The sequence below is a fragment of the Burkholderia ubonensis genome (genome assembly GCF_902833085.1).
GTDB classification, from domain to species: Bacteria; Pseudomonadota; Gammaproteobacteria; order Burkholderiales; family Burkholderiaceae; genus Burkholderia; species Burkholderia ubonensis.
In genome coordinates this window covers 301,154-319,774 of record NZ_CADFEB010000011.1, presented here as the reverse complement: position 1 = coordinate 319,774, position 18,621 = coordinate 301,154, and the positions used below count along the sequence as shown (strand labels likewise).

Below are 18,621 nucleotides of genomic sequence, written 5' to 3'. Positions count from 1 at the left end.
AGTAGACGCGACCACAAATGGTCACATCGGAGGAAAAACGTCGCGGGCTTGCCCAAATGCGTCATCGCCGCGACGCGGCTGCGCGTCAGTTCTTCAACCGATACCCGGTGCGGAAGATCCACGCGACGATCGCGAGCAGCACGGCGAGGAACAGCGTGGTGGCGCCGAGGCTGATCCCGACGTGCACGTCCGCGAGCCCGTAGAACGACCAGCGGAAGCCGCTGATCAGGTAGACGATCGGGTTGAACAGCGTGACGATGCGCCACGCGGGCGGCAGCATGTCGACCGAGTAGAAGCTGCCGCCGAGGAACGTGAGCGGCGTGATGATCAGGAGCGGCACGAGCTGCAGCTTCTCGAAGCTGTCGGCCCAGATGCCGATCACGAAGCCGAACAGGCTGAACGTGATCGACGTCAGCACGAGAAACAGCACCATCCAGAACGGATGCAGGATGTGCAGCGGCACGAACAGGCCGGCGGTCGCGAGGATGATCAGGCCGAGCAGCATCGACTTCGACGCGGCCGCGCCGACGTAGGCGATCACGATCTCCCAGTACGACACCGGCGCCGACAGGATCTCGTAGATCGTCCCCGTGAAGCGCGGGAAGTAGATGCCGAACGACGCGTTCGAGATGCTCTGCGACAGCAGCGACAGCATCACGAGGCCCGGCACGATGAACGACCCGTAGCCGATGCCGTTCACGTCGCTGATGCGCGAGCCGATCGCGGAGCCGAACACGACGAAGTAGAGCGACGTCGAGATCACCGGCGCGATGATGCTCTGCATCAGCGTGCGCCGCGTGCGGGCCATTTCTGCGCGGTAGATCGCGCGGATTGCTTGGAAGTTCATGCGAGGGTTGCCTCTCGTGAGCCGTTGCGGCGGTTGTCGATCAGACTGACGAAGATGTCCTCGAGCGAGCTCTGCGTCGTGTGCAGGTCGCGAAAGCCGATGCCGGCCGCGCCGAGCGCGTTGATCAGCGTCGCGATGCCCACGTCGTCGCGCTGCGAGTCGTAGGTGTAGACGAGCGCGCTGCCGGCGTCCGCGAGTTCGAGCCCGAACGGCGCGAGCGCGGGCGGCAGCGCGGCGAGCGGCTGTTCGAGCTGCACCGTGAGCTGCTTCTTGCCGAGCTTGCGCATCAGCTCGTGCTTGTCTTCGACGAGCACGAGTTCGCCGCCCTGGATGATGCCGATCCGGTCGGCCATTTCCTCGGCTTCCTCGATGTAGTGCGTGGTCAGCACGATCGTCACGCCGCTTTCGCGCAGCGAATCGACGAGCTTCCACATGTCGCGGCGCAGCTCGACGTCGACGCCCGCGGTCGGTTCGTCGAGGAACAGGATGCGCGGCTCGTGCGACAGCGCCTTCGCGATCATCACGCGGCGCTTCATGCCGCCCGACAGCGTCATCAGCTTGTTGTCGCGCTTGTCCCACAGCGACAGCGCCTTCAGCGTCTTCTCGATGTGCGCGGGGTTCGGCGCCTTGCCGAACAGGCCGCGGCTGAACGACACGGTCGCCCACACGGTCTCGAACGCGTCGGTCGTCAGCTCCTGCGGCACGAGGCCGATCAACTCGCGGGCCGCGCGGTACGCGTCGCGGATGTCGTGGCCGCCGACCGTCACGCGGCCGTCGGTCGGCGTGACGATCCCGCAGATCGAGCCGATCAGCGTCGTCTTGCCGGCGCCGTTCGGCCCGAGCAGCGCGAAGATTTCGCCGGCGCGGATGTCGAGATTGACGTGCTTCAGGGCCTGGAACCCGGACGCGTAGGTCTTGGACAGGTTCGAGACGGACAGGATCGGGGGCGTGCTCACGGGCGAAGTCCGGTAGGAGAGAGGGCGGGCGCCGGCGCGGCGGCGCGCGGGCGCGAAGGGCGGGGCGTGGCGCGGGCAGGCGGCATCGGGCGTTCGTCGAAACGATGGGATCGCTATCTTAGCAACGGCGACCGGAGTTTGCCGGGGGGCGTGACAGCTGCGCGGAAACCTGTCGATTATTCGGTTTTGGTGAACAAACGGCGGTGGCGGCGATAGTCCGCGCAGCGGGCGATTCGCGAGGATTGGCTTCTATGTTGACGGCGTGTTATGCCAAACTCGCACCCGGATCACACTAATCAAAACGGTCAGTCAGATGTCGACACAAAACAAGAAAATCCTCCTCCTGAGCGTCAGCGCGGGAGCCGGCCATACCCGCGCGGCCGAGGCGATCCGCGCGTTCGCGGACAGCCACCCGGCAGGCATCGAAGCCACGCACCTCGACGTGATGGATTTCGTTTCCACCGGCTTCCGCAAGCTGTACACCGACCTCTACATCAAGCTCGTCAGCAGCCAGCCGGCGCTGTGGGGCTACCTGTACCAGAAGACCGACGAGGCGGACCCCAGCGCGCCGTCGCAGAAGATCCGGCGCGCGATCGAGCGGCTCAACTGCCGGCCGTTGCTCGCGGAGATCGAACGGCAGCGCCCGGACGCCATCATCTGCACGCACTTCCTGCCGGCCGAGCTGCTGTCGCGCGAGATTCGCAAGGCGCGCCTCGATGCGCCGGTGTGGGTGCAGGTGACCGACTTCGACCTGCACAGCATGTGGGTCGTGCCCAACATGAGCGGCTACTTCGCCGCCAACGACGAGATCGCGTGGCGGATGCGCGCGCGCGGGATGGCGCCCGACGCCGTGCACGTCAGCGGCATCCCGATCATGCCGGCGTTCGGCCAGCCGCTCGACCGCGCGGCCTGTGCGGCCGAGTTCGGCCTGGACCCGGCGCGCCCGACCTTCCTGATGATGTCCGGCGGCGCGGGCCTCGGCGGGCTCGACGTGCTGGCGGCGCGTCTGCTGGAAATGGACGCCGACTTCCAGCTGATCGCGCTGGCAGGCAAGAACCAGGCGATGCTCGCGTCGTTGCAGGCGCTCGCCGCGCAACATCCCGGCCGGCTCTTTCCGCAGGGCTTTACGCAACAGGTCGAGCGCCTGATGGCATGCGCCGACCTCGTGATCACCAAGCCGGGCGGCCTGACGACCTCCGAATGCCTGGCGATGCAGTTGCCGATGATCGTCAACTCGCCGATTCCGGGCCAGGAAGAGCGCAATGCGGATTTCCTGCTGGAGCAGGGCGTGGCGCTCAAGGCCATCGACGACGATGCGCTCGTCTATCGCATCCGCGCGTTGCTGCAGGCGCCCGAGCGTCTTGCCGACATGCGCCGGCGTCTCGCCCCGCTCGGGCGGCCGCAGGCCGGGCGCTTCGTGCTCGACCGCGTGCTGGGCCTGGAGCCTGCCGCATGAGCGTGTCCTGTTTTCTGCCGACGCGCCGAACGCTCGTGCTCGTCGCCTGGGTCGTGCTGCTGGCTTACTTTTTCGCGAACGTCGAGATTCAGATCGAGGGCAGCGCGGGCTGGGCCGCCAACCTGCCGACCTGGCGCATCGAGAAGCACTGGCTGCTCGATATCTTCTGGGGCGGGCGTCCGATGACCGGATATCACGCGTGGGTGTTCCCGTTCGTCGCGCTGTTCTTCCATCTGCCGCCCGTCTTCAATGGACGGTGGTCGTGGCGGATCGAAGCCCGCCTGATCGCCTGCATCATGGTGTTCTGGCTGGCCGAGGATTTTCTGTGGTTCGTCCTGAACCCGGCCTATGGTCTCGCCCGGTTCACCCCGGCCAACGTGCCGTGGCATATCCACTGGCTGGGCGTTGCGCCGACCGACTACTGGACCATGAGCGCCGCTGCGATCGTCCTGTTCTTCCTTTCCCGCGCGCGCGAGCGCACATCCCTCTGAACCGTCATGAAAATTGCCGTCATTGCCGTGATTGCCGTCACGCTCGCGGGGCTCGTGCCGCCGGTCGGCGCGCAGCCGTCTACCGATGTCGCCGTGCGACCGCTTCAATGGGCGCAAAGCGTTGCCGATGCGCGCGTGAACAACCTGCATCGCATCACGCCGTCGCTGTACCGCAGCGCGCTGCTTTCCAGGGAGGATGTGCCGGAATTGCAGAAGCTCGGCATTCGCAAGGTCATCAGCTTCCGGGCGTTTCACTCGGACGAGCGCATCCTGGCCGGCACGCAGATCACGATGCAGCGCATTCCGATCAACACCTGGTACATCCGCGACGAAGACATGGTCGCGGCGCTCAAGGCGCTGCGCGACGCGGACCGGGATGGCCCGGTGCTGATCCACTGCCAGCACGGCGCGGATCGCACCGGCCTCGTGTCGGCGCTGTATCGGATGGTGTACCAGGGCTGGACGAGGGAACAGGCGCTCGATGAGCTGCAGCATGGCGGCTACGGGTTTCATCCGATCTGGCAGAACATTACGTACTACCTGCAGCATGTCGACGTCGAGCGGCTGCGGCGGCAGGTCGACGAACGAACCGGCGTAGCGAACGCCGGCTGAGCGGCAAGGCCGCGTTAGAAGTGCAAACGCCGCTGACGGGGACGGTCAGCGGCGTTCGGAAGGCAACGGCCGGGCCATGGGCCCGCGCCGGTCAAACCCTCTCAGGCTGCCTTGCCACCTTCGCAACATTGCGCGCCGGCGCACCGTTCGCGACGAAATAAGGCACATCCACACGCGCCAGCGCCTGCCGCCCGCGAATCCGGTCGGCGATCTTCTCCGCGATCATGATCGTCGGCGCGTTCAGGTTGCCGGTCGTGATGATCGGCATGATCGACGCGTCGACCACGCGCAGCCCCTCGAGCCCGTGCACGCGGCCTTCGTTGTCGACCACCGCCATGTCGTCGTAGCCCATCTTGCACGAGCACGACGGATGGAACGCCGTTTCCGCGCGCGTGCGCACGAACGTGTCGAGGTCCTTGTCGCTTTTCAGGTCCGCACCCGGGTTCAGCTCCTGGCCGCGGAAGCGGTCGAGCGCGGGCTGGCGCATGATCTCGCGCGTCGCGCGGATCGCGTCGCGGAACTCGCGCCAGTCGAGCGCTTCGGCCATGTAGTTGAACAGGATGCTCGGATGCTGGTTCGGATCGCGCGAGCGCAGCTTCACGCGGCCGCGGCTCGGCGAGCGCATCGAGCCGACGTGCGCCTGGAAGCCGTGCATCTCGATCGCGTTCGAGCCGTTGTAGTTGATCGCGACCGGCAGGAAGTGATACTGGATGTTCGGCCACGGATCGTCGTCGCGCGTGCGGATGAAGCCGCCCGCCTCGAAGTGGTTGCTCGCGCCGAGGCCGGTGCCGTTCAGCATCCATTCGAGGCCGATCTTCGGCTGGTTCCACCACTTGAGCGCCGGGTACAGCGACACGGGCTCCTTGCATTCGTACTGGATGTACATCTCCAGATGGTCCTGCAGGTTCTGGCCGACGCCGGGCAGGTCGAGCACGACGGGGATGTCCAGCTCCTTCAGCCATGCGCCGGGTCCGACGCCCGAGCGCTGCAGCAGCTGCGGCGACGCGATCGCGCCGCTGCACACGAGCACTTCGCGGCGCGCATGCGCGGTCGCGCGCTCGCTGCCGCGCAGGTACGTGACGCCCGACGCGCGCTTGCCGTCGAACAGGATGCGGTCGGCGAGCGCGTGCGTGACGATCTCGAGGTTCGGCCGCGCGCGCGCCTGGTCGAGGTAGCCGCGCGCGGTGCTCGCGCGGCGGCCGCGCGGCGTCACGGTGCGGTCCATCGGGCCGAAGCCTTCCTGCTGGTAGCCGTTCAGGTCGTCGGTGCGCGGATAGCCGGCCTGCACGCCGGCCTCGACCATCGCCTCGAACAGCGGGTTCACACCCGGCTTGCTGGTCGTGACCGACACGGGGCCGCTGCCGCCGTGATAGTCGTTCGGGCCGACGTCGCGAGTCTCGGCCTTTTTGAAGTACGGCAGGCAGTCCAGATACGCCCAGTTCTCGAGGCCCTGGTGCGTCGCCCAGTTGTCGTAGTCGAGCGCGTTGCCGCGGATGTAGCACATGCCGTTGATCAGCGACGAGCCGCCGAGCCCCTTGCCGCGCCCGCATTCCATCCGGCGGTTGTCCATGTGCGGCTCGGGGTCGGTCTCGTACGCCCAGTTGTAGCGGCGGCCCTGCAGCGGATAGGCGAGCGCCGCCGGCATCTGCGTGCGGAAGTCGAAGCGGTAGTCGGGGCCGCCGGCCTCGAGCAGCAGCACCGTGACGTCCGGATCTTCCGTCAGGCGCGTCGCGAGCACGTTGCCCGCGGAGCCCGCGCCGCAGATGATGTAGTCGTATTCGCGTGTCGTCATGACGGATCTCCTTGTTCGTGACTCAAAACACCGGGTTGTAGCGGCCGAGCTCGACCTGCACCGACTTGATTCGAGTGTAGTGCTCGAGCGTCGTGATGCCGTTCTCCCGTCCGACGCCGGATTGCTTGTAACCGCCAACCGGCATCTCGGCCGGCGATTCGCCCCACGTATTGATCCAGCAGATGCCCGCCTCGAGGCGGTGGATCGTGCGGTGCGCGCGCGACAGGTTCTCGGTGACGACGCCGGCCGCGAGCCCGAAGTGCGTGTCGTTCGCGCGGGCGATCACTTCGTCCTCCGATGCGAATTCGAGGATGCTCATCACCGGCCCGAAGATTTCCTCGCGGACGATCTTCATGTCGTCGCGGCAGTCGCCGAACACGGTCGGCGCGACGTACTGGCCATTCGCGAAGTGGCCGTCGGTCAGGCGCGCGCCGCCCGCGAGCAGCTTCGCGCCCTCGGCCTTGCCGCTGTCGATGAAGTCGAGCACCTTGTCGAGCTGCGCGGCGGACACGAGCGGGCCGAAGTTGGTATCGGCATCGGTCGGCTTGCCGACGCGGATGCGCTTCACGCGTTCGAGCACGCGCTCGGTGAAGGCGTCCTTGACCGAGCGGTGCACGAACACGCGCGTGCCGTTCGTGCAGACCTGGCCCGAGCTGAAGAAGTTGGCGGTCACCGCGATGTCGGCGGCGCGGTCGAGGTCGGCGTCGTCGAACACGATCAGCGGCGACTTGCCGCCGAGCTCCATCGTCACTTCCTTCAGCGACGAGGCCCCTGCAAGCGACATCACCTTCTTGCCGGTCTCGACGCCGCCGGTGAACGACACCTTCGCGATGTCCGGATGGCCGGTGAGCAGCGCGCCGACCGAGCCGTCGCCCTGCACGACGTTGAACACGCCGGCCGGCACGCCGGCTTCCGTATAGATCTCCGCGAGCTTCAGCGCCGTCAGCGGCGTCACTTCGCTCGGCTTGAACACCATCGCGTTGCCGGCCGCGAGCGCGGGGGCCGTCTTCCAGCACGCGATCTGGATCGGGTAGTTCCACGCGCCGATGCCCGCGCACACGCCGAGCGGCTCGCGGCGCGTGTAGACGAACGACTCGGCGCGCAGCGGCACCTGCAGCCCTTCGATCGCGGTCGCGAGGCCCGCGTAGTACTCGATCACGTCCGCGCCGGTGACGATGTCGACCGCGAGCGTCTCGGCGATCGGCTTGCCGGTGTCGCGCGTCTCGAGCGCGGCGAGCGCGTCGTTGCGCTCGCGCAGCAGCTCGACCGCGCGGCGCAGGATGCGCGAGCGCTGCATCGCGGTCATCGCCGCCCATTCGCGCTGGCCTTCGCGCGCGGACGCGACCGCGCGGTCGACGTCGGCGGCGCTCGCCTGCTGCACCTGCGCGAGCAGTTCGCCGGTGGCCGGATCGAAGGTGTCGAAAGTCTTGCCGCTGGTGGCATCGACGTAGCCGCCGCCGATGTAGAGGCGCTGCAAACCGTATACGGACATGAGGATCTCCTGGGTGGCGACCGTGCGCCGCGTCACGCCGACGCGAGCAGCAGATCGATGTAATCGTGGGCGAGCCGCAGCGCGGCCCGGGTATCGAACGGGCCGCCGGCGAGCGCGCCGCGCAGCCACAGGCCGTCGATCAGCGCGGCGAGGCCGCTGGCGGCTTCCCGCGCCTTCGCGCGCGGCAGCGCTTTCGCGAACTCCGCGCACAGGTTCGAATAGAGGCGCCGCGTGTTGACGTGCTGCAGGCGCTTGAGTGCCGGCTCGTGCATGCTCTGCGACCAGAACGCGAGCCACGTCTTCATCACGGGCGCGCTGATCTGCGTGTCGTCGAAGTTCGCGGCGACGATCGCGCGCAGCCGGGCGCGCGGGTCCTTGCGCGCGGCGACGCGGCGGCGCGTGGTGGCCGACCATAGGTCGCGCAGCACGTGCCGCATCGTCGCTTCGAGCAGGCCGTCCTTGTCGCCGAAGTAGTGGCTGACGATGCCGGTCGAGATCTTCGCGCGCTGCGCAACCGACGCGAGCGTCGTGCCGGGCAGGCCCGCTTCGTCGATCGAGCGCAGCGTCGCGTCGATCAGTTGCGCGCGGCGGACTTCCCGCATTCCCACTTTCGGCATCGCGACTCCCTGTGCACGGACGGCGGATGGATGGAAGCCGAGAGCTTAGCGGTTTTTTATTGAACGTTCAATCAATAAAAAACCGGGGTCGGAAGGGATTCGCGAGGGAGCCGCGGGCGACCGATGCGGCGCAAGTCATGTGCAGTTGCGGAAAACGAAATCGTAAGACTGTTGAATAAAGCGAAGTTTGTTTAAAACAGGATTCTGAATTGAACGAGATAGTTAACGAATGGCGGGATATTTTCGGATCCCTTCTCAATGAAAGAATGTTGACGCGGCCGATTTTAGCGGCGCCGCGGAAAACGAAGAAACATTCGAATGGGGGAGGGGCGGATGAGGTGCGTTTCTGAAACTCGTTTGAAACGTTGTAAATGGTTGAATATTAATAAATATTGGCGTTTGTTTAGACCTGGTGCGGCTGCAATGGAAACGATTTCCGGCAGCATCGTACCGTTCCGCATACCATAAAAAATGCGGAAAAAATTTGAATCCGCCGTATTTCCTACCTGAGTAGAGGGGATATTTGGTGCGGCTTGAGCAATCAATTTGACGCGTATTAACATTGCGCCGCATTGACGAGAATCAATCGACGCAGCCGAACCTGACGCAGTGCGTCGGCGACAGCGCGATCGAGGCTCGCGCCGGGGGGGCCGGCGCGTCGCCGTCGCGCACGTGTGCGCGTGCAGCAAGCAACCATGCCGAGACGCCGAATCCACCGGGAGAACGACGATGCCGACGGAAAAACACGTGGTCCCGCTGCCGAATGGCCTGAAGGTATACGTCGAGCGCCAGATCTTCGATCCGGCTTTCGACACGGCCATTCTCGTCAACGGCGCGCTCGCGACCACGGCGTCGTTCGGGCAGACCGTCCAGTACCTCGGCGAGCGGATGAACACGATCTGCTTCGACTTGCCGTATGCGGGGCAGTCGCGCCAGCACAATCCGGGCTGCTTCGTCCTGACGAAGGACGACGAGGTCGAGATCCTGCAGCACCTCGTCGAGCGCTTCGCGCCCACGTTCCTCGTGTCGGTGTCGTGGGGCGGCGTCGCGTCGCTGTTCGCGCTCGCGCGCGGCTGCCCGAGCGTGCGGCGCGCGGTGATCTGCTCGTTCTCGCCGTTCCTCAACGACGCGATGGTCGACTACGTGACCCGCGCGCGCGACCACATCGCCGCCGGCGAGAACCTGAAGGCCGCGCAGCTGCTCAACGACACCGTGGGCCGCTACCTGCCGCGCATCATGAAGCTGTACAACTACCGCTACCTGACGCGGCTGCCGCGCGACGAGCAGGACCAGGTCGCGTTCCACGTCGACCAGATCCTGTCGCTGCAGCCCGAGCGCTACCTGAGCGAGTTCTCGAACATCCGCTGCGAGCTGAAGTTCGTCAACGGCGCGCTCGACGAATACACGACGCCGGCCGAAGTCCGCCGGCTCGCCGCGCACGTGCCGCGCGCGCACTTCGCGACGATTCCGGCCGCCGGGCATTTCCTCGACATCGAAGGCCGCGCGCAGCGCGAGAGCACGCGCGCGGAACTGCTCGGCTTCCTCTGCGGCGCCGCGCAGGCCGCGGCCGGCGAGTCGCCCGACGTATCGCAGGCATGCGTGAGCGCGCCGTGGCCCGCGCTGTCGTCGTGACGCCGCGCAGCCATCCGTTTCTCCACTCCACACGAGGCAGGCCAGCCGTGAATATCGTTCAGAGCATCGCCATCGTCGTTCCGTGGGCCGCGTGGCTCGCATACTGGATCGCCACGTCGAAGGCCGTGAAGACGACCGTGCGCAAGGAGGCGTCGCGCTCGCGCACGCTGCAGTCGATTCCGCTGATCGTCGGCGGCGCGCTGATCATCCTGCCCGACCCGACGTGGCAGGCGCTCACGCCCGACTGGCAGCGTTTCGGCCTGCAGTCGGCAGCCGGCCTCGCGGTGCTGATCGCCGGGCTGCTGTTCTCCGTGTGGGCGCGGCGGCATCTCGGCACGAACTGGAGCGTGTCGGTCACGCTGAAGGACGGCCACGAGCTCGTTCGCAGCGGCCCGTACGCACTCGTTCGGCATCCGATCTATACGGGCTGCCTGCTCGCGCTCGCCGGCGCCGCGCTGCTCGGCGGCGAGTGGCGCGGCGTGCTCGGCGTGCTGCTCGTGTTCGCATCGCTCGCCTACAAGGTGCGCGTCGAGGAGAGCTGGCTGACCGGCCATTTCGGGGCGGCCTACGCGCAGTACCGCCGCGAGGTCGCGGCGCTGATCCCCGGCTTCTACTGACTCCCGCGAGGCGCGCGATGGCGAAGGTAATCGTGACCGCGATCGGTTCGGCGGGCGACGTGCATCCGCTGCTCGGCATCGCGCGCGCGCTTGCGGCGCGCGGCCACGCGATCGTGTTCTGCACGCATCCGCCGTTCGAGGCGGCCGCGCGGCGTTTCGGCTTCGCGTTCGTGCCGGTCGGCACCGCTGCCGAATACGACGCGGCGATGGCGAATCCGGCGCTGTGGAACCCGCGTACGTCGTTCCGCACGCTGTGGCAGGTGATCGCGCCGGTGTTGAAGCCGCACTACGACGCGCTGCGCGCGCTGACCGACGCGGACACCGTGCTCGTCGGCACGCTGTGGGCGTTCTCCGCGCGCTTCATGCAGGAGCTGCACGGCACCCCGTATGTGTCGGTGCAGGTGTCGCCGTCGACGCTCCTGTCCGCGCATGTGCCGCCGACGCACCCGCGCCTGACGATCCCCGCGCGCTGGCCGCTGCCGGTCAAGTCGGCGCTGATGACGCTGATCGAGCGGCTCGTGCTCGATCGCGTGTGCGGCCCCGCGCTGAACGCCGTGCGCGCGGACCTCGGGCTGCCGCCCGCGCGGCGCGTGCTCGGCCGCTGGCTGCACTCGACCGACGGCGTGCTGTGCCTGTTTCCCGACTGGTTCGCGCCGCCGCAGCCGGACTGGCCCGCGCGGCATCTGCAAAGCGGCTTTCCGCTGTTCAATGACGTCGGCGAGCGCGACGACGATGCCGAGCTCGATGCGTTCCTCGCGGCGGGCGAGCCGCCGGTCGTGTTCACCGCCGGCTCCACGCTCGTCGATCACGCCGCGTATGCGCGCGCGGTCGGCGAAGCGCTGCGCGCCACCGGCGCGCGCGGCATCCTGCTGACGCCGGCGGATGCGTCGGCTGATGCGCCGCCGCGCGACGGCCGCCTGCTCGTGCGGCGCTTCGTGCCGATGCGCACGCTGCTGCCGCGTTGCCGTGCGCTCGTGCACCACGGCGGCATCGGCACCGCGGCGCTCGCTTACGAGGCCGGCATTGCGCAGGTGGTGACGCCGTTCGCGCACGACCACTTCGACAACGCGCAGCGCGTCGCGCAGAGCGGCTGCGGCGTGCGCATCGACGGTCCGGTCGACGGCGCGCGGCTCGGCGCGGCGCTGCGGCGCGTGCTCGACGATCCCGGGTTCGCGGCGCAGGGCGCGCGCGCGCGGGCGCGGATCACCGGCGCGGCGGACGGGTGCGAGCGCGCGGCGGATTTCATCGAGCGGTTCGCGCCGGAGCCGGGCCGCATGGCCGGGCAGCCCGCGCCGGCGGCCGTCGCCGCGGCAGGCGCATGAGCACCGCTTCGACGCGGCACGCCGCGAGCGCCGCCCCGACCACCCCAGCCGCAGTGCAGGTCGCAGCGCAGGCCGCGCGCCCGCTGCGCGGCGCGCGCCTCGCGCTGCTGACGTTCGCGCTGTCGCTCGCGACCTTCATCGAGGTGCTCGACTCGACCGTGACCAACGTCGCGGTGCCGGCGATCTCGGGCAGTCTCGGCGTGTCGAACAGCCAGGGCACCTGGGTGATCAGCTCGTATTCGGTCGCCGCGGCGATCGCGGTGCCGCTCACCGGCTGGCTCGCGCGCCGCATCGGCGAGCTGCGGCTGTTCGTCGGCGCGGTGCTGCTGTTCACATTGACGTCGCTGCTGTGCGGCCTCGCGCGCGACCTGCACGTGCTGGTCGTGTGCCGCGCGCTGCAGGGGTTGTGCTCCGGGCCGATGGTGCCGCTGTCCCAGACGATCCTGCTGCGCGCGTTCCCGCCCGAGAAGCGCACGGTCGCGCTCGCGCTGTGGGCGATGACGGTGCTGCTCGCGCCGATCTTCGGGCCGGTGGTCGGCGGCTGGATCATCGACAGCTTCTCGTGGCCGTGGATCTTCCTGATCAACCTGCCGATCGGCATCTTCTCGTTCGCGGTCTGCACCGCGATGCTGCGGCCCGACGCGCAGCGCGGCGCGGCCGGCCCGGTCGACGTGCCGGGCATCGTGCTGCTCGTGATCGGCGTCGGCGCGCTGCAGGCGGTGCTCGACCTCGGCCACGACGAAGGCTGGTTCGGCTCGCCGCTGATCGTCACGCTGGCGATCGTCGCGGGCATCGCGATCGTGTCGCTGCTGATCTGGGAAGCGGGCGAAGCGCATCCGGTGGTCGAGCTGAGCCTGTTCCGCGACCGCACGTTCTCGTTCTGCGTGCTGATCATCTCGCTCGGGATGATGAGCTTCTCGGTGGTCGGCGTGGTGTTCCCGCTGTGGCTGCAGGCGGTGATGGGCTACAACGCGTTCCATGCGGGGCTCGCGACCGCGCCGCTCGGCATCCTCGCGCTGGTGTTCTCGATCCTCGTCGGGCTGCACGCGCACCGCTTCGACGCGCGTGTGCTCGCGACCTTCGGCTTTCTCGTGTTCGCCGGCGTGCTCGCGTGGGACGCGCACTTCACGCTGAAGATGACGTTCGCGCAGATCGTCACGCCGGGGCTGATCCAGGGCATCGGGCTGCCGTGCTTCTTCATTCCGCTGACCGCGGCGACGCTGTCGCGCATCCCCGACGACAAGCTCGCCGCCGCGTCGAGCCTGTCGAACTTCCTGCGCACGCTGTCGGCCGCGTTCGGCACCGCGATGAGCGTGACGCTGTGGGACAACCGCGCGACCTGGCACTACGACGTCGTGTCGCAGTCGGTCACGCAGGCCGCGGCGAACACGCAGCGCTTCGTGCACACGCTCAACGCGATGGGCATCGACGGCACGCGCGAACTGACGACGCTGCACCGCATCGTGCAGCAGCAGGCGTACATGATGGCGACGGGCGACATGTTCTGGATGGCGAGCATGACGTGTCTCGTGCTCGCCGCGATGATGTGGCTCACCCGGCCGAAGCGGGGCGCGGCGGCGTCCTTCGGTCATTAGGAACGCGTTCCTCGGAGGCAACATGACGGCACTCGGCGCGCTCGTGATTCTCTACCACCCGACCGACGCACAGCTCGCGTCGCTCGACGCGCTGCGGCGCGCGAGCGACGCGCTGCTCGTCGTCGACAACTCGCCGCAGCCGGACGCGCGGGCCCGCGACGCCTGCGCGCGCGACGGCATCGCGCTGCTGCATCACGGCAATCGCGGCGGCATCGCAGGCGCGTTCAACGCGGGGCTCGCCGCGCTGTTTCGCGAGCGGGTCGACGCGGTCGCGCTGTTCGACCAGGATTCGACGGCGCCGGACGCGTACTTTCCGGCGATGCGCGACGTCTGCGCGGGGCTCGCGCCGCGCGCGTTCCTGGCCGGCCCGCGCATCTTCGACGAGAACGCGCGCAGCTTCCTGCCGGAGCTGTCGACCAACGGCATCACGCTGCGCCGCCTGAACATCGAGCCGGGCGCCGCGATGCAGCGCTGCGCGTTCCTGATCTCGTCGGGCTGCGTCGTATCGCGCGACGCGTACGACACGCTCGGCCCGTTCGACGAGACGCTCTTCATCGATCACGTCGACACCGAATACTGCTTCCGCGCGCTCGCACGCAACGTGCCGCTCTACGTCGTGCCGTCGCTGGTGCTGACGCACCGGATCGGCGCGAAGCGGCGCCATGCGCTCGGCCCTTTCGCGATGACGTCGATGAATCACCCGTGGCAGCGGCGCTATTACAGCGCGCGCAACGCCGTGCAGCTCGGCATCCAGTACGGCCTGCGCTTTCCGGTGGCGATCGTGCCGAACCTGCTGACGTTGTGGCAGATCGTGCAGATCGCGCTCGTCGAGCGCGACAAGCGCGCGAAGCTCGGCGGCATCGTGCTCGGCATCGCCGACGGGCTGTTCGGCCGGCTCGGCCCGCTCGAGCGCACGCGTCCGCGGCTGGCCGCGCGGGTGCCGCACGTGCGGCAAGGATGAGGGCGGCGATGCGGGGTTCGACGAGGATGACCGGCTGGACGGCCGGCGCGCTGGCTGCGTTGCTGGCGTTGAGCGGCTGCGCGCCGTCGGGGTTCCTGCCGTCGCTGTCGTTGCGCGCGCCGGCCGACGACGCGCTCGCGCGCACGGCCGGCCCCGGCGCGGCCGGCGCATGGCCCGCGCCGGACTGGGTCGCGCAGCTGCAGGACCCGCAGCTCGATCAGCTGGTCGCGGAGGCGCTGCAGCAGAATCCGGACCTGCAGGTCGCGCAGGCGCGGCTGCGGATCGCGCAGGCGCAGCTGCAGCAGTTCGACGCGCTGACCGGGCTGACCGGCACCGCCGGCGCGACAGTCAACCGCGCACGCATGCCGCAGCCGGGCGACGTCGCCGACGTGACGATCGGCGGCTACAAGGTGCCGGTGCAGATCTTCGGCGATCCGGCCGCGTCGCCGTCGTCGGTGTTCGTCGCACTGAACTACCAGCTCGACCTGTGGGGCAGAAACAAGGCCGCGACGAAGAGCCTGATGTCGCTGCGCGACGCGGCGCGCGTCGAGGCCGACCAGGTGCGGCTTGCGATGTCGACCGCGATCGTCGCCGTCTACTGCCAGCTCGACCAGGCCTACGCGGCGCGCGACCTGCTGCAGCAAAAGCTGAAGGTCAGCCAGCGGGTCACGACGGTGCTGCGCGAGCGCACCGCGCGCGGCATCGACAACGCGTACGACGCGAGCGACGCGTCGATCAAGCGCAGCCGCCTGCTCGGGCAGATCGCGCTGAACGACGAGCAGATCAAGCTCGCGCAATTGCAGCTCGGCGTGCTGTCGGGGCGCGGGCCGGAGCGCGGCCTCGCGCTGCAGCGGCCCCACGTCGGCAAGTTCGGAGACGCGGCGCTGCCCGCACGGCTGCCGGCCGACCTGCTCGGCCGCCGGCCCGACATCGTCGCCGCGCGGCTGCGCGTCGAGGCCGCGTATGCGAACGCCGATTCGACGCGCGCGCAGTTCTTTCCGGACGTGAACCTCATCGGCCTCGGCGGCGTGTTCGCGCTGACGCCCGCGTCGCTGTTCTCGCGCGACGCGCTGGCGGGCTCGGTCGGCCCGGCGGTGTCGCTGCCGATCTTCGATCGCGGGCGGCTGAAGGCGAAGCTCGGCGCGGACGTCGCGCAGGCGGACGTCGCGATCGGCTTGTACAACAAGACCGTCGACGACGCGCTCGGGCAGGTCGCGCAGCTCGTCACGTCGCTGCAGACCTCGCAGACGCTCATTGCGCAGCAGCAGGATGCGGTGGCGGCCGCGCAGAAGATCGTGCAGATCGCGACCGACCGCCACCGGCGCGGGCTGCTGATGCAGAAGGACGTCGACGTCGCGCAGCTGACGCTGATCGACGAGCGCGCGCAGCTGATCGACCTGCTCGGCAAGCAGCGCACGCTGCGCGTCGGGCTGATCGGCGCGCTCGGCGGCGGCTTCGACGCGGGCGCGACGCCGAACGCGCCGGCGAAACGCGGCGCCGCATCCGCGAGCCGGAAGGCGACCGTGCGCGCAACGCCGGTGGCCCCGAGCCTGGCCGACGCGCCGTCGAATCCGATGTTCCAGCACGACCGTTTGACCGTCACGCAAAGCGACTGAATGCACCACGACAACCTTCACACCGCTCCGATGCCGGCATCGCAGGCCGATGCCGCGCTCGACGCACGGCGCGCGACGCGCCGCAAGCGCTTTCTCGTGTTCTTCGCGGCCTTGCTGCTGGCCGCCGTCGCGTGGCTCGCGGTGTGGTTGATCCGCGACCGCTACTACGAGGAAACCGACGACGCCTACGTGGCCGGCAGCATCGTGCAGATCTCCGCGCAGGTGCCGGGCACGGTGATCGACGTGCTGGCCGGCGACACGCACCCGGTGCGCGCCGGGCAGGTGCTCGTGCGGCTCGACGACACGGAGGCGTCGGTCGCGTTCGCGCAGGCGAAGGCGCAGCTCGCGCAGGCGGTGCGGCAGGTAGCGAACGCGAAGATCTCGAACACGATGTACGTGGAGGCGGTGAATGCGCGGCGCGCGGATCTTGCGCTCGCGCAGCGCGCGCTCGCCGCGCGCGCGGGCGCATCGGTCGAGATCGTCGCGCCGGAGGAGCTCGCGCGCGCCCGCGCGGCGGCCGCCGGCGCGCAGGCGAATCTCGCGGCCGCGCAGGCCCAGCTCGACGCGGCGCGCGCGCTCGGCAGCAAGCTGCCGGTCGACGAGAGCCCGGCCGTCGTGCAGGCGGCCGCGCAGTTCAAGCTCGCGTACCGCAACCTGAAGCGCACGACGATCGTCGCGCCGGTCGACGGCACCGTCGGCCAGCGCGCGGTGCAGGTCGGGCAGCAGGTCGGGCCCGGCGTGCCGCTGATGTCGATCGTGCAGTTGAAGCGCCTGTGGGTCGAGGCGAACTTCAAGGAGGGGCAGATCCGGCACATGCGCGTCGGGCAGCCGGTCGAGATCGTGTCGGACATCTACGGCGCGCGGGTCGTCTATCGCGGCCGCGTGCAGGGGTTCTCGGCAGGGACGGGCAGCGCGTTTTCGATGCTGCCGTCGCAGAACGCGGCGGGCAACTGGATCAAGGTCGTGCAGCGCGTGCCGGTGGTGATCTCGATCGAGCCGGCCGACCTCGCCGCGCATCCGCTGCGGGTCGGGCTGTCGATGCGGGCGAGCGTCGATACGCACGAGCGCGGCGGGCACGCGCTCGACGGCGAGCCGCCGACGCCGGCCGAAAGTACACGCGTGCACGACGGCGTCGCGAGCGAGGCCGAGGCGGCCGCCGCGGCGGTGATCCGCGAAAACCAGGGCGGGTGAGCGGTCCGCTCGCGCAGAAGGCAGTCACCTCGATCGCTCAACCACGTTCTCCGGCCGCCGATGTCGGCACGAATCAAACGCATGTCGCGTTTGAGACATCGGCGCACCCATGTCCCGGACTACTCTCGAACGGCACGCTGTCGTACGCGGCAGCGCCATCCAACGAGACATGGAGACAATGCGATGAGCAGCAATCGAGGAGTCGTATATCTTGGGCCGGGCCAGGTCGAGGTGCAGAAGATCGATTATCCGAAGATGGTCGATCCGAGCGGCCGCGCGATCGGCCACGGCGTGATCCTGAAGGTGGTCAGCACCAATATCTGCGGCTCGGACCAGCACATGGTGCGCGGCCGCACGACGGCGCCGGTCGGGCTCGTGCTCGGCCACGAGATCACCGGCGAGGTGGTCGAGGTCGGCCGCGACGTCGAGACGCTGAAGATCGGCGACATCGTGTCGGTGCCGTTCAACGTCGCGTGCGGCCGCTGCCCGATGTGCAAGGAGCAGCAGACGGGCGTGTGCCTGAACGTGAACCCGTCGCGCGCGGGCGGCGCATACGGCTACGTCGACATGGGCGGCTGGATCGGCGGGCAGGCCGAGTACGTGCTGGTGCCGTACGCGGACTTCAACCTGCTGAAGTTCCCCGACCGCGATCAGGCGATGGCGAAGATCCGCGACCTCACGTGCCTGTCGGACATTCTGCCGACCGGCTATCACGGCGCGGTGAGCGCGGGCGTGAAGCCCGGCTCGACGGTCTACATCGCGGGCGCGGGCCCGGTCGGGATGGCGGCGGCCGCATCGGCGCGCCTGCTCGGCGCGGCGGTCACGATCGTCGGCGACATGAACGCGGAGCGTCTCGCGCACGCGCGGGCGATGGGCTTCGAGACGGTCGACCTGTCGAAGGACGCGACGCTCGGCGAGCAGATCGCGCAGATCCTCGGCACGCCGGAGATCGATTGCGCAGTGGACTGCGTCGGCTTCGAGGCGCACGGCCACGGCTCGTCCGGCCACTCGGAGGAAGCGCCCGCGACGGTGCTGAACTCGCTGATGGAAATCACGCGGCCGGCGGGCGCGATCGGCATTCCGGGCCTGTACGTGACCGACGATCCGGGCGCGAAGGACAAGGCCGCGCAGCACGGCAGCCTGAGCATCCGCTTCGGGCTCGGCTGGGCGAAGTCGCATTCGTTCTTCACGGGGCAGACGCCGGTGCTGAAGTACAACCGCAACCTGATGCAGGCGATCCTGTTCGACCGGCTGCCGATCGCGCAGATCGTCAACGTCACGGTGATCTCGCTCGACCAGGCGCCGGAAGGCTACAAGAAGTTCGACGGCGGCGCGCCGCGCAAATTCGTCATCGACCCGCACGGGTTGCTGGCGGCGTAACGCGGCTGAAGGCACGGTAGACGAAAAGGGCCGGGGCGGTCGAA

The 18,621-nt window shown here is 68.8% G+C and carries 16 protein-coding genes; 11 read left to right on the top strand and 5 right to left on the bottom strand.

The annotated features are described in order from the left end of the window. Positions 1-85 precede the first annotated feature (85 nt). Both HWX31_RS29710 and HWX31_RS29705 read right to left on the bottom strand, forming a co-directional pair. Positions 86-847 (bottom strand): ABC transporter permease, encoded by a 762-nt coding sequence (locus HWX31_RS29710; protein WP_059609714.1) that lies wholly within the window; start codon positions 845-847, stop codon positions 86-88. Next, positions 844-1,803 (bottom strand): ABC transporter ATP-binding protein, encoded by a 960-nt coding sequence (locus HWX31_RS29705; RefSeq protein WP_059638647.1) that lies wholly within the window; start codon positions 1,801-1,803, stop codon positions 844-846. The genes HWX31_RS29710 and HWX31_RS29705 overlap by 4 nt, the downstream gene beginning before the upstream one ends. A 313-nt stretch (positions 1,804-2,116) precedes the next feature. On the opposite strand from HWX31_RS29705, the gene HWX31_RS29700 reads away from it, so the two are divergent. Genes HWX31_RS29700 through HWX31_RS29690 form a run of 3 tightly spaced genes read left to right on the top strand, consistent with a single transcriptional unit; the run spans position 2,117 to position 4,362 of the window. Continuing rightward, positions 2,117-3,259, top strand: a complete 1,143-nt coding sequence (locus HWX31_RS29700; protein WP_174963586.1) for an MGDG synthase family glycosyltransferase — start codon at positions 2,117-2,119, stop codon at positions 3,257-3,259. After that, positions 3,256-3,750 carry a hypothetical protein gene (locus HWX31_RS29695; RefSeq protein ID WP_059609711.1) on the top strand — a complete coding sequence of 165 codons (495 nt, stop codon included), beginning with the start codon at positions 3,256-3,258 and terminating at the stop codon, positions 3,748-3,750. The genes HWX31_RS29700 and HWX31_RS29695 overlap by 4 nt, the downstream gene beginning before the upstream one ends. Before the next feature lie 6 nt (positions 3,751-3,756). Further along, entirely contained in the window at positions 3,757-4,362 is a 606-nt protein-coding gene (locus HWX31_RS29690) for a dual specificity protein phosphatase family protein (protein ID WP_174963589.1), read from the top strand. Positions 4,363-4,453: 91 nt separating this feature from the next. On the opposite strand, the gene betA is transcribed toward HWX31_RS29690, so the two are convergent. From betA to betI, 3 genes are read right to left on the bottom strand one after another with little or no spacing between them, the layout of a single operon-like run. Beyond that, the gene (gene betA, locus HWX31_RS29685) at positions 4,454-6,154 is read right to left on the bottom strand and encodes a choline dehydrogenase (RefSeq protein WP_174963591.1); all 1,701 of its coding nucleotides are present in this window, start codon (positions 6,152-6,154) and stop codon (positions 4,454-4,456) included. Between the two features lie 22 nt (positions 6,155-6,176). Then, a complete protein-coding gene (betB, locus tag HWX31_RS29680) occupies positions 6,177-7,646 on the bottom strand; it encodes a betaine-aldehyde dehydrogenase (protein ID WP_174963593.1) in 1,470 nt (489 codons plus the stop codon). Between the two features lie 32 nt (positions 7,647-7,678). Further along, positions 7,679-8,263, bottom strand: a complete 585-nt coding sequence (betI, locus tag HWX31_RS29675) for a transcriptional regulator BetI (RefSeq protein WP_059609708.1) — start codon at positions 8,261-8,263, stop codon at positions 7,679-7,681. A gap of 729 nt (positions 8,264-8,992) precedes the next feature. On the opposite strand from betI, the gene HWX31_RS29670 reads away from it, so the two are divergent. The 8 genes from HWX31_RS29670 (at position 8,993) to fdhA (ending at position 18,577) form a co-directional block, all read left to right on the top strand. Then, positions 8,993-9,895, top strand: a complete 903-nt coding sequence (locus HWX31_RS29670) for an alpha/beta fold hydrolase (RefSeq protein WP_174963595.1) — start codon at positions 8,993-8,995, stop codon at positions 9,893-9,895. 47 nt (positions 9,896-9,942) lie between these two features. Next, the gene (locus tag HWX31_RS29665) at positions 9,943-10,512 is read left to right on the top strand and encodes a methyltransferase family protein (RefSeq protein ID WP_174963597.1); all 570 of its coding nucleotides are present in this window, start codon (positions 9,943-9,945) and stop codon (positions 10,510-10,512) included. Between the two features lie 17 nt (positions 10,513-10,529). Next, complete coding sequence (locus HWX31_RS29660) at positions 10,530-11,834, top strand: glycosyltransferase (protein WP_175933996.1); 1,305 nt, start codon at positions 10,530-10,532, stop codon at positions 11,832-11,834. Then, positions 11,831-13,429: a DHA2 family efflux MFS transporter permease subunit gene (locus HWX31_RS29655; protein ID WP_174964928.1), complete on the top strand. Its 1,599-nt coding sequence runs from the start codon at positions 11,831-11,833 to the stop codon at positions 13,427-13,429. Before HWX31_RS29660 ends, HWX31_RS29655 begins: the two co-directional genes overlap by 4 nt. A gap of 22 nt (positions 13,430-13,451) precedes the next feature. Beyond that, positions 13,452-14,390 (top strand): glycosyltransferase family 2 protein, encoded by a 939-nt coding sequence (locus tag HWX31_RS29650; RefSeq protein ID WP_059718811.1) that lies wholly within the window; start codon positions 13,452-13,454, stop codon positions 14,388-14,390. A gap of 8 nt (positions 14,391-14,398) precedes the next feature. Then, positions 14,399-16,006 carry an efflux transporter outer membrane subunit gene (locus HWX31_RS29645; RefSeq protein WP_244143882.1) on the top strand — a complete coding sequence of 536 codons (1,608 nt, stop codon included), beginning with the start codon at positions 14,399-14,401 and terminating at the stop codon, positions 16,004-16,006. Then, positions 16,007-17,197 (top strand): HlyD/EmrA/EmrK family protein, encoded by a 1,191-nt coding sequence (locus HWX31_RS29640; RefSeq protein WP_174964932.1) that lies wholly within the window; start codon positions 16,007-16,009, stop codon positions 17,195-17,197. It begins immediately after the preceding gene. A 183-nt stretch (positions 17,198-17,380) separates the two neighbouring features. Continuing rightward, on the top strand, positions 17,381-18,577 hold the full coding sequence (gene fdhA, locus HWX31_RS29635; protein ID WP_059609700.1) for a formaldehyde dehydrogenase, glutathione-independent: 1,197 nt from the start codon (positions 17,381-17,383) through the stop codon (positions 18,575-18,577). Positions 18,578-18,621 lie beyond the last annotated feature (44 nt).

Bases quoted from the DNA above. Each gene is read 5' to 3' on its own strand.
- HWX31_RS29710 (WP_059609714.1), bottom strand. From the start codon at position 847: ATGAACTTCCAAGCAATCCGCGCGATCTACCGCGCAGAAATGGCCCGC.
- HWX31_RS29700 (WP_174963586.1), top strand. From the start codon at position 2,117: ATGTCGACACAAAACAAGAAAATCCTCCTCCTGAGCGTCAGCGCGGGA.
- HWX31_RS29695 (WP_059609711.1), top strand. From the start codon at position 3,256: ATGAGCGTGTCCTGTTTTCTGCCGACGCGCCGAACGCTCGTGCTCGTC.
- HWX31_RS29690 (WP_174963589.1), top strand. From the start codon at position 3,757: ATGAAAATTGCCGTCATTGCCGTGATTGCCGTCACGCTCGCGGGGCTC.
- betA (WP_174963591.1), bottom strand. From the start codon at position 6,154: ATGACGACACGCGAATACGACTACATCATCTGCGGCGCGGGCTCCGCG.
- betB (WP_174963593.1), bottom strand. From the start codon at position 7,646: ATGTCCGTATACGGTTTGCAGCGCCTCTACATCGGCGGCGGCTACGTC.
- betI (WP_059609708.1), bottom strand. From the start codon at position 8,263: ATGCCGAAAGTGGGAATGCGGGAAGTCCGCCGCGCGCAACTGATCGAC.
- HWX31_RS29670 (WP_174963595.1), top strand. From the start codon at position 8,993: ATGCCGACGGAAAAACACGTGGTCCCGCTGCCGAATGGCCTGAAGGTA.
- HWX31_RS29660 (WP_175933996.1), top strand. From the start codon at position 10,530: ATGGCGAAGGTAATCGTGACCGCGATCGGTTCGGCGGGCGACGTGCAT.
- HWX31_RS29655 (WP_174964928.1), top strand. From the start codon at position 11,831: ATGAGCACCGCTTCGACGCGGCACGCCGCGAGCGCCGCCCCGACCACC.
- HWX31_RS29650 (WP_059718811.1), top strand. From the start codon at position 13,452: ATGACGGCACTCGGCGCGCTCGTGATTCTCTACCACCCGACCGACGCA.
- HWX31_RS29645 (WP_244143882.1), top strand. From the start codon at position 14,399: ATGCGGGGTTCGACGAGGATGACCGGCTGGACGGCCGGCGCGCTGGCT.
- HWX31_RS29640 (WP_174964932.1), top strand. From the start codon at position 16,007: ATGCACCACGACAACCTTCACACCGCTCCGATGCCGGCATCGCAGGCC.
- fdhA (WP_059609700.1), top strand. From the start codon at position 17,381: ATGAGCAGCAATCGAGGAGTCGTATATCTTGGGCCGGGCCAGGTCGAG.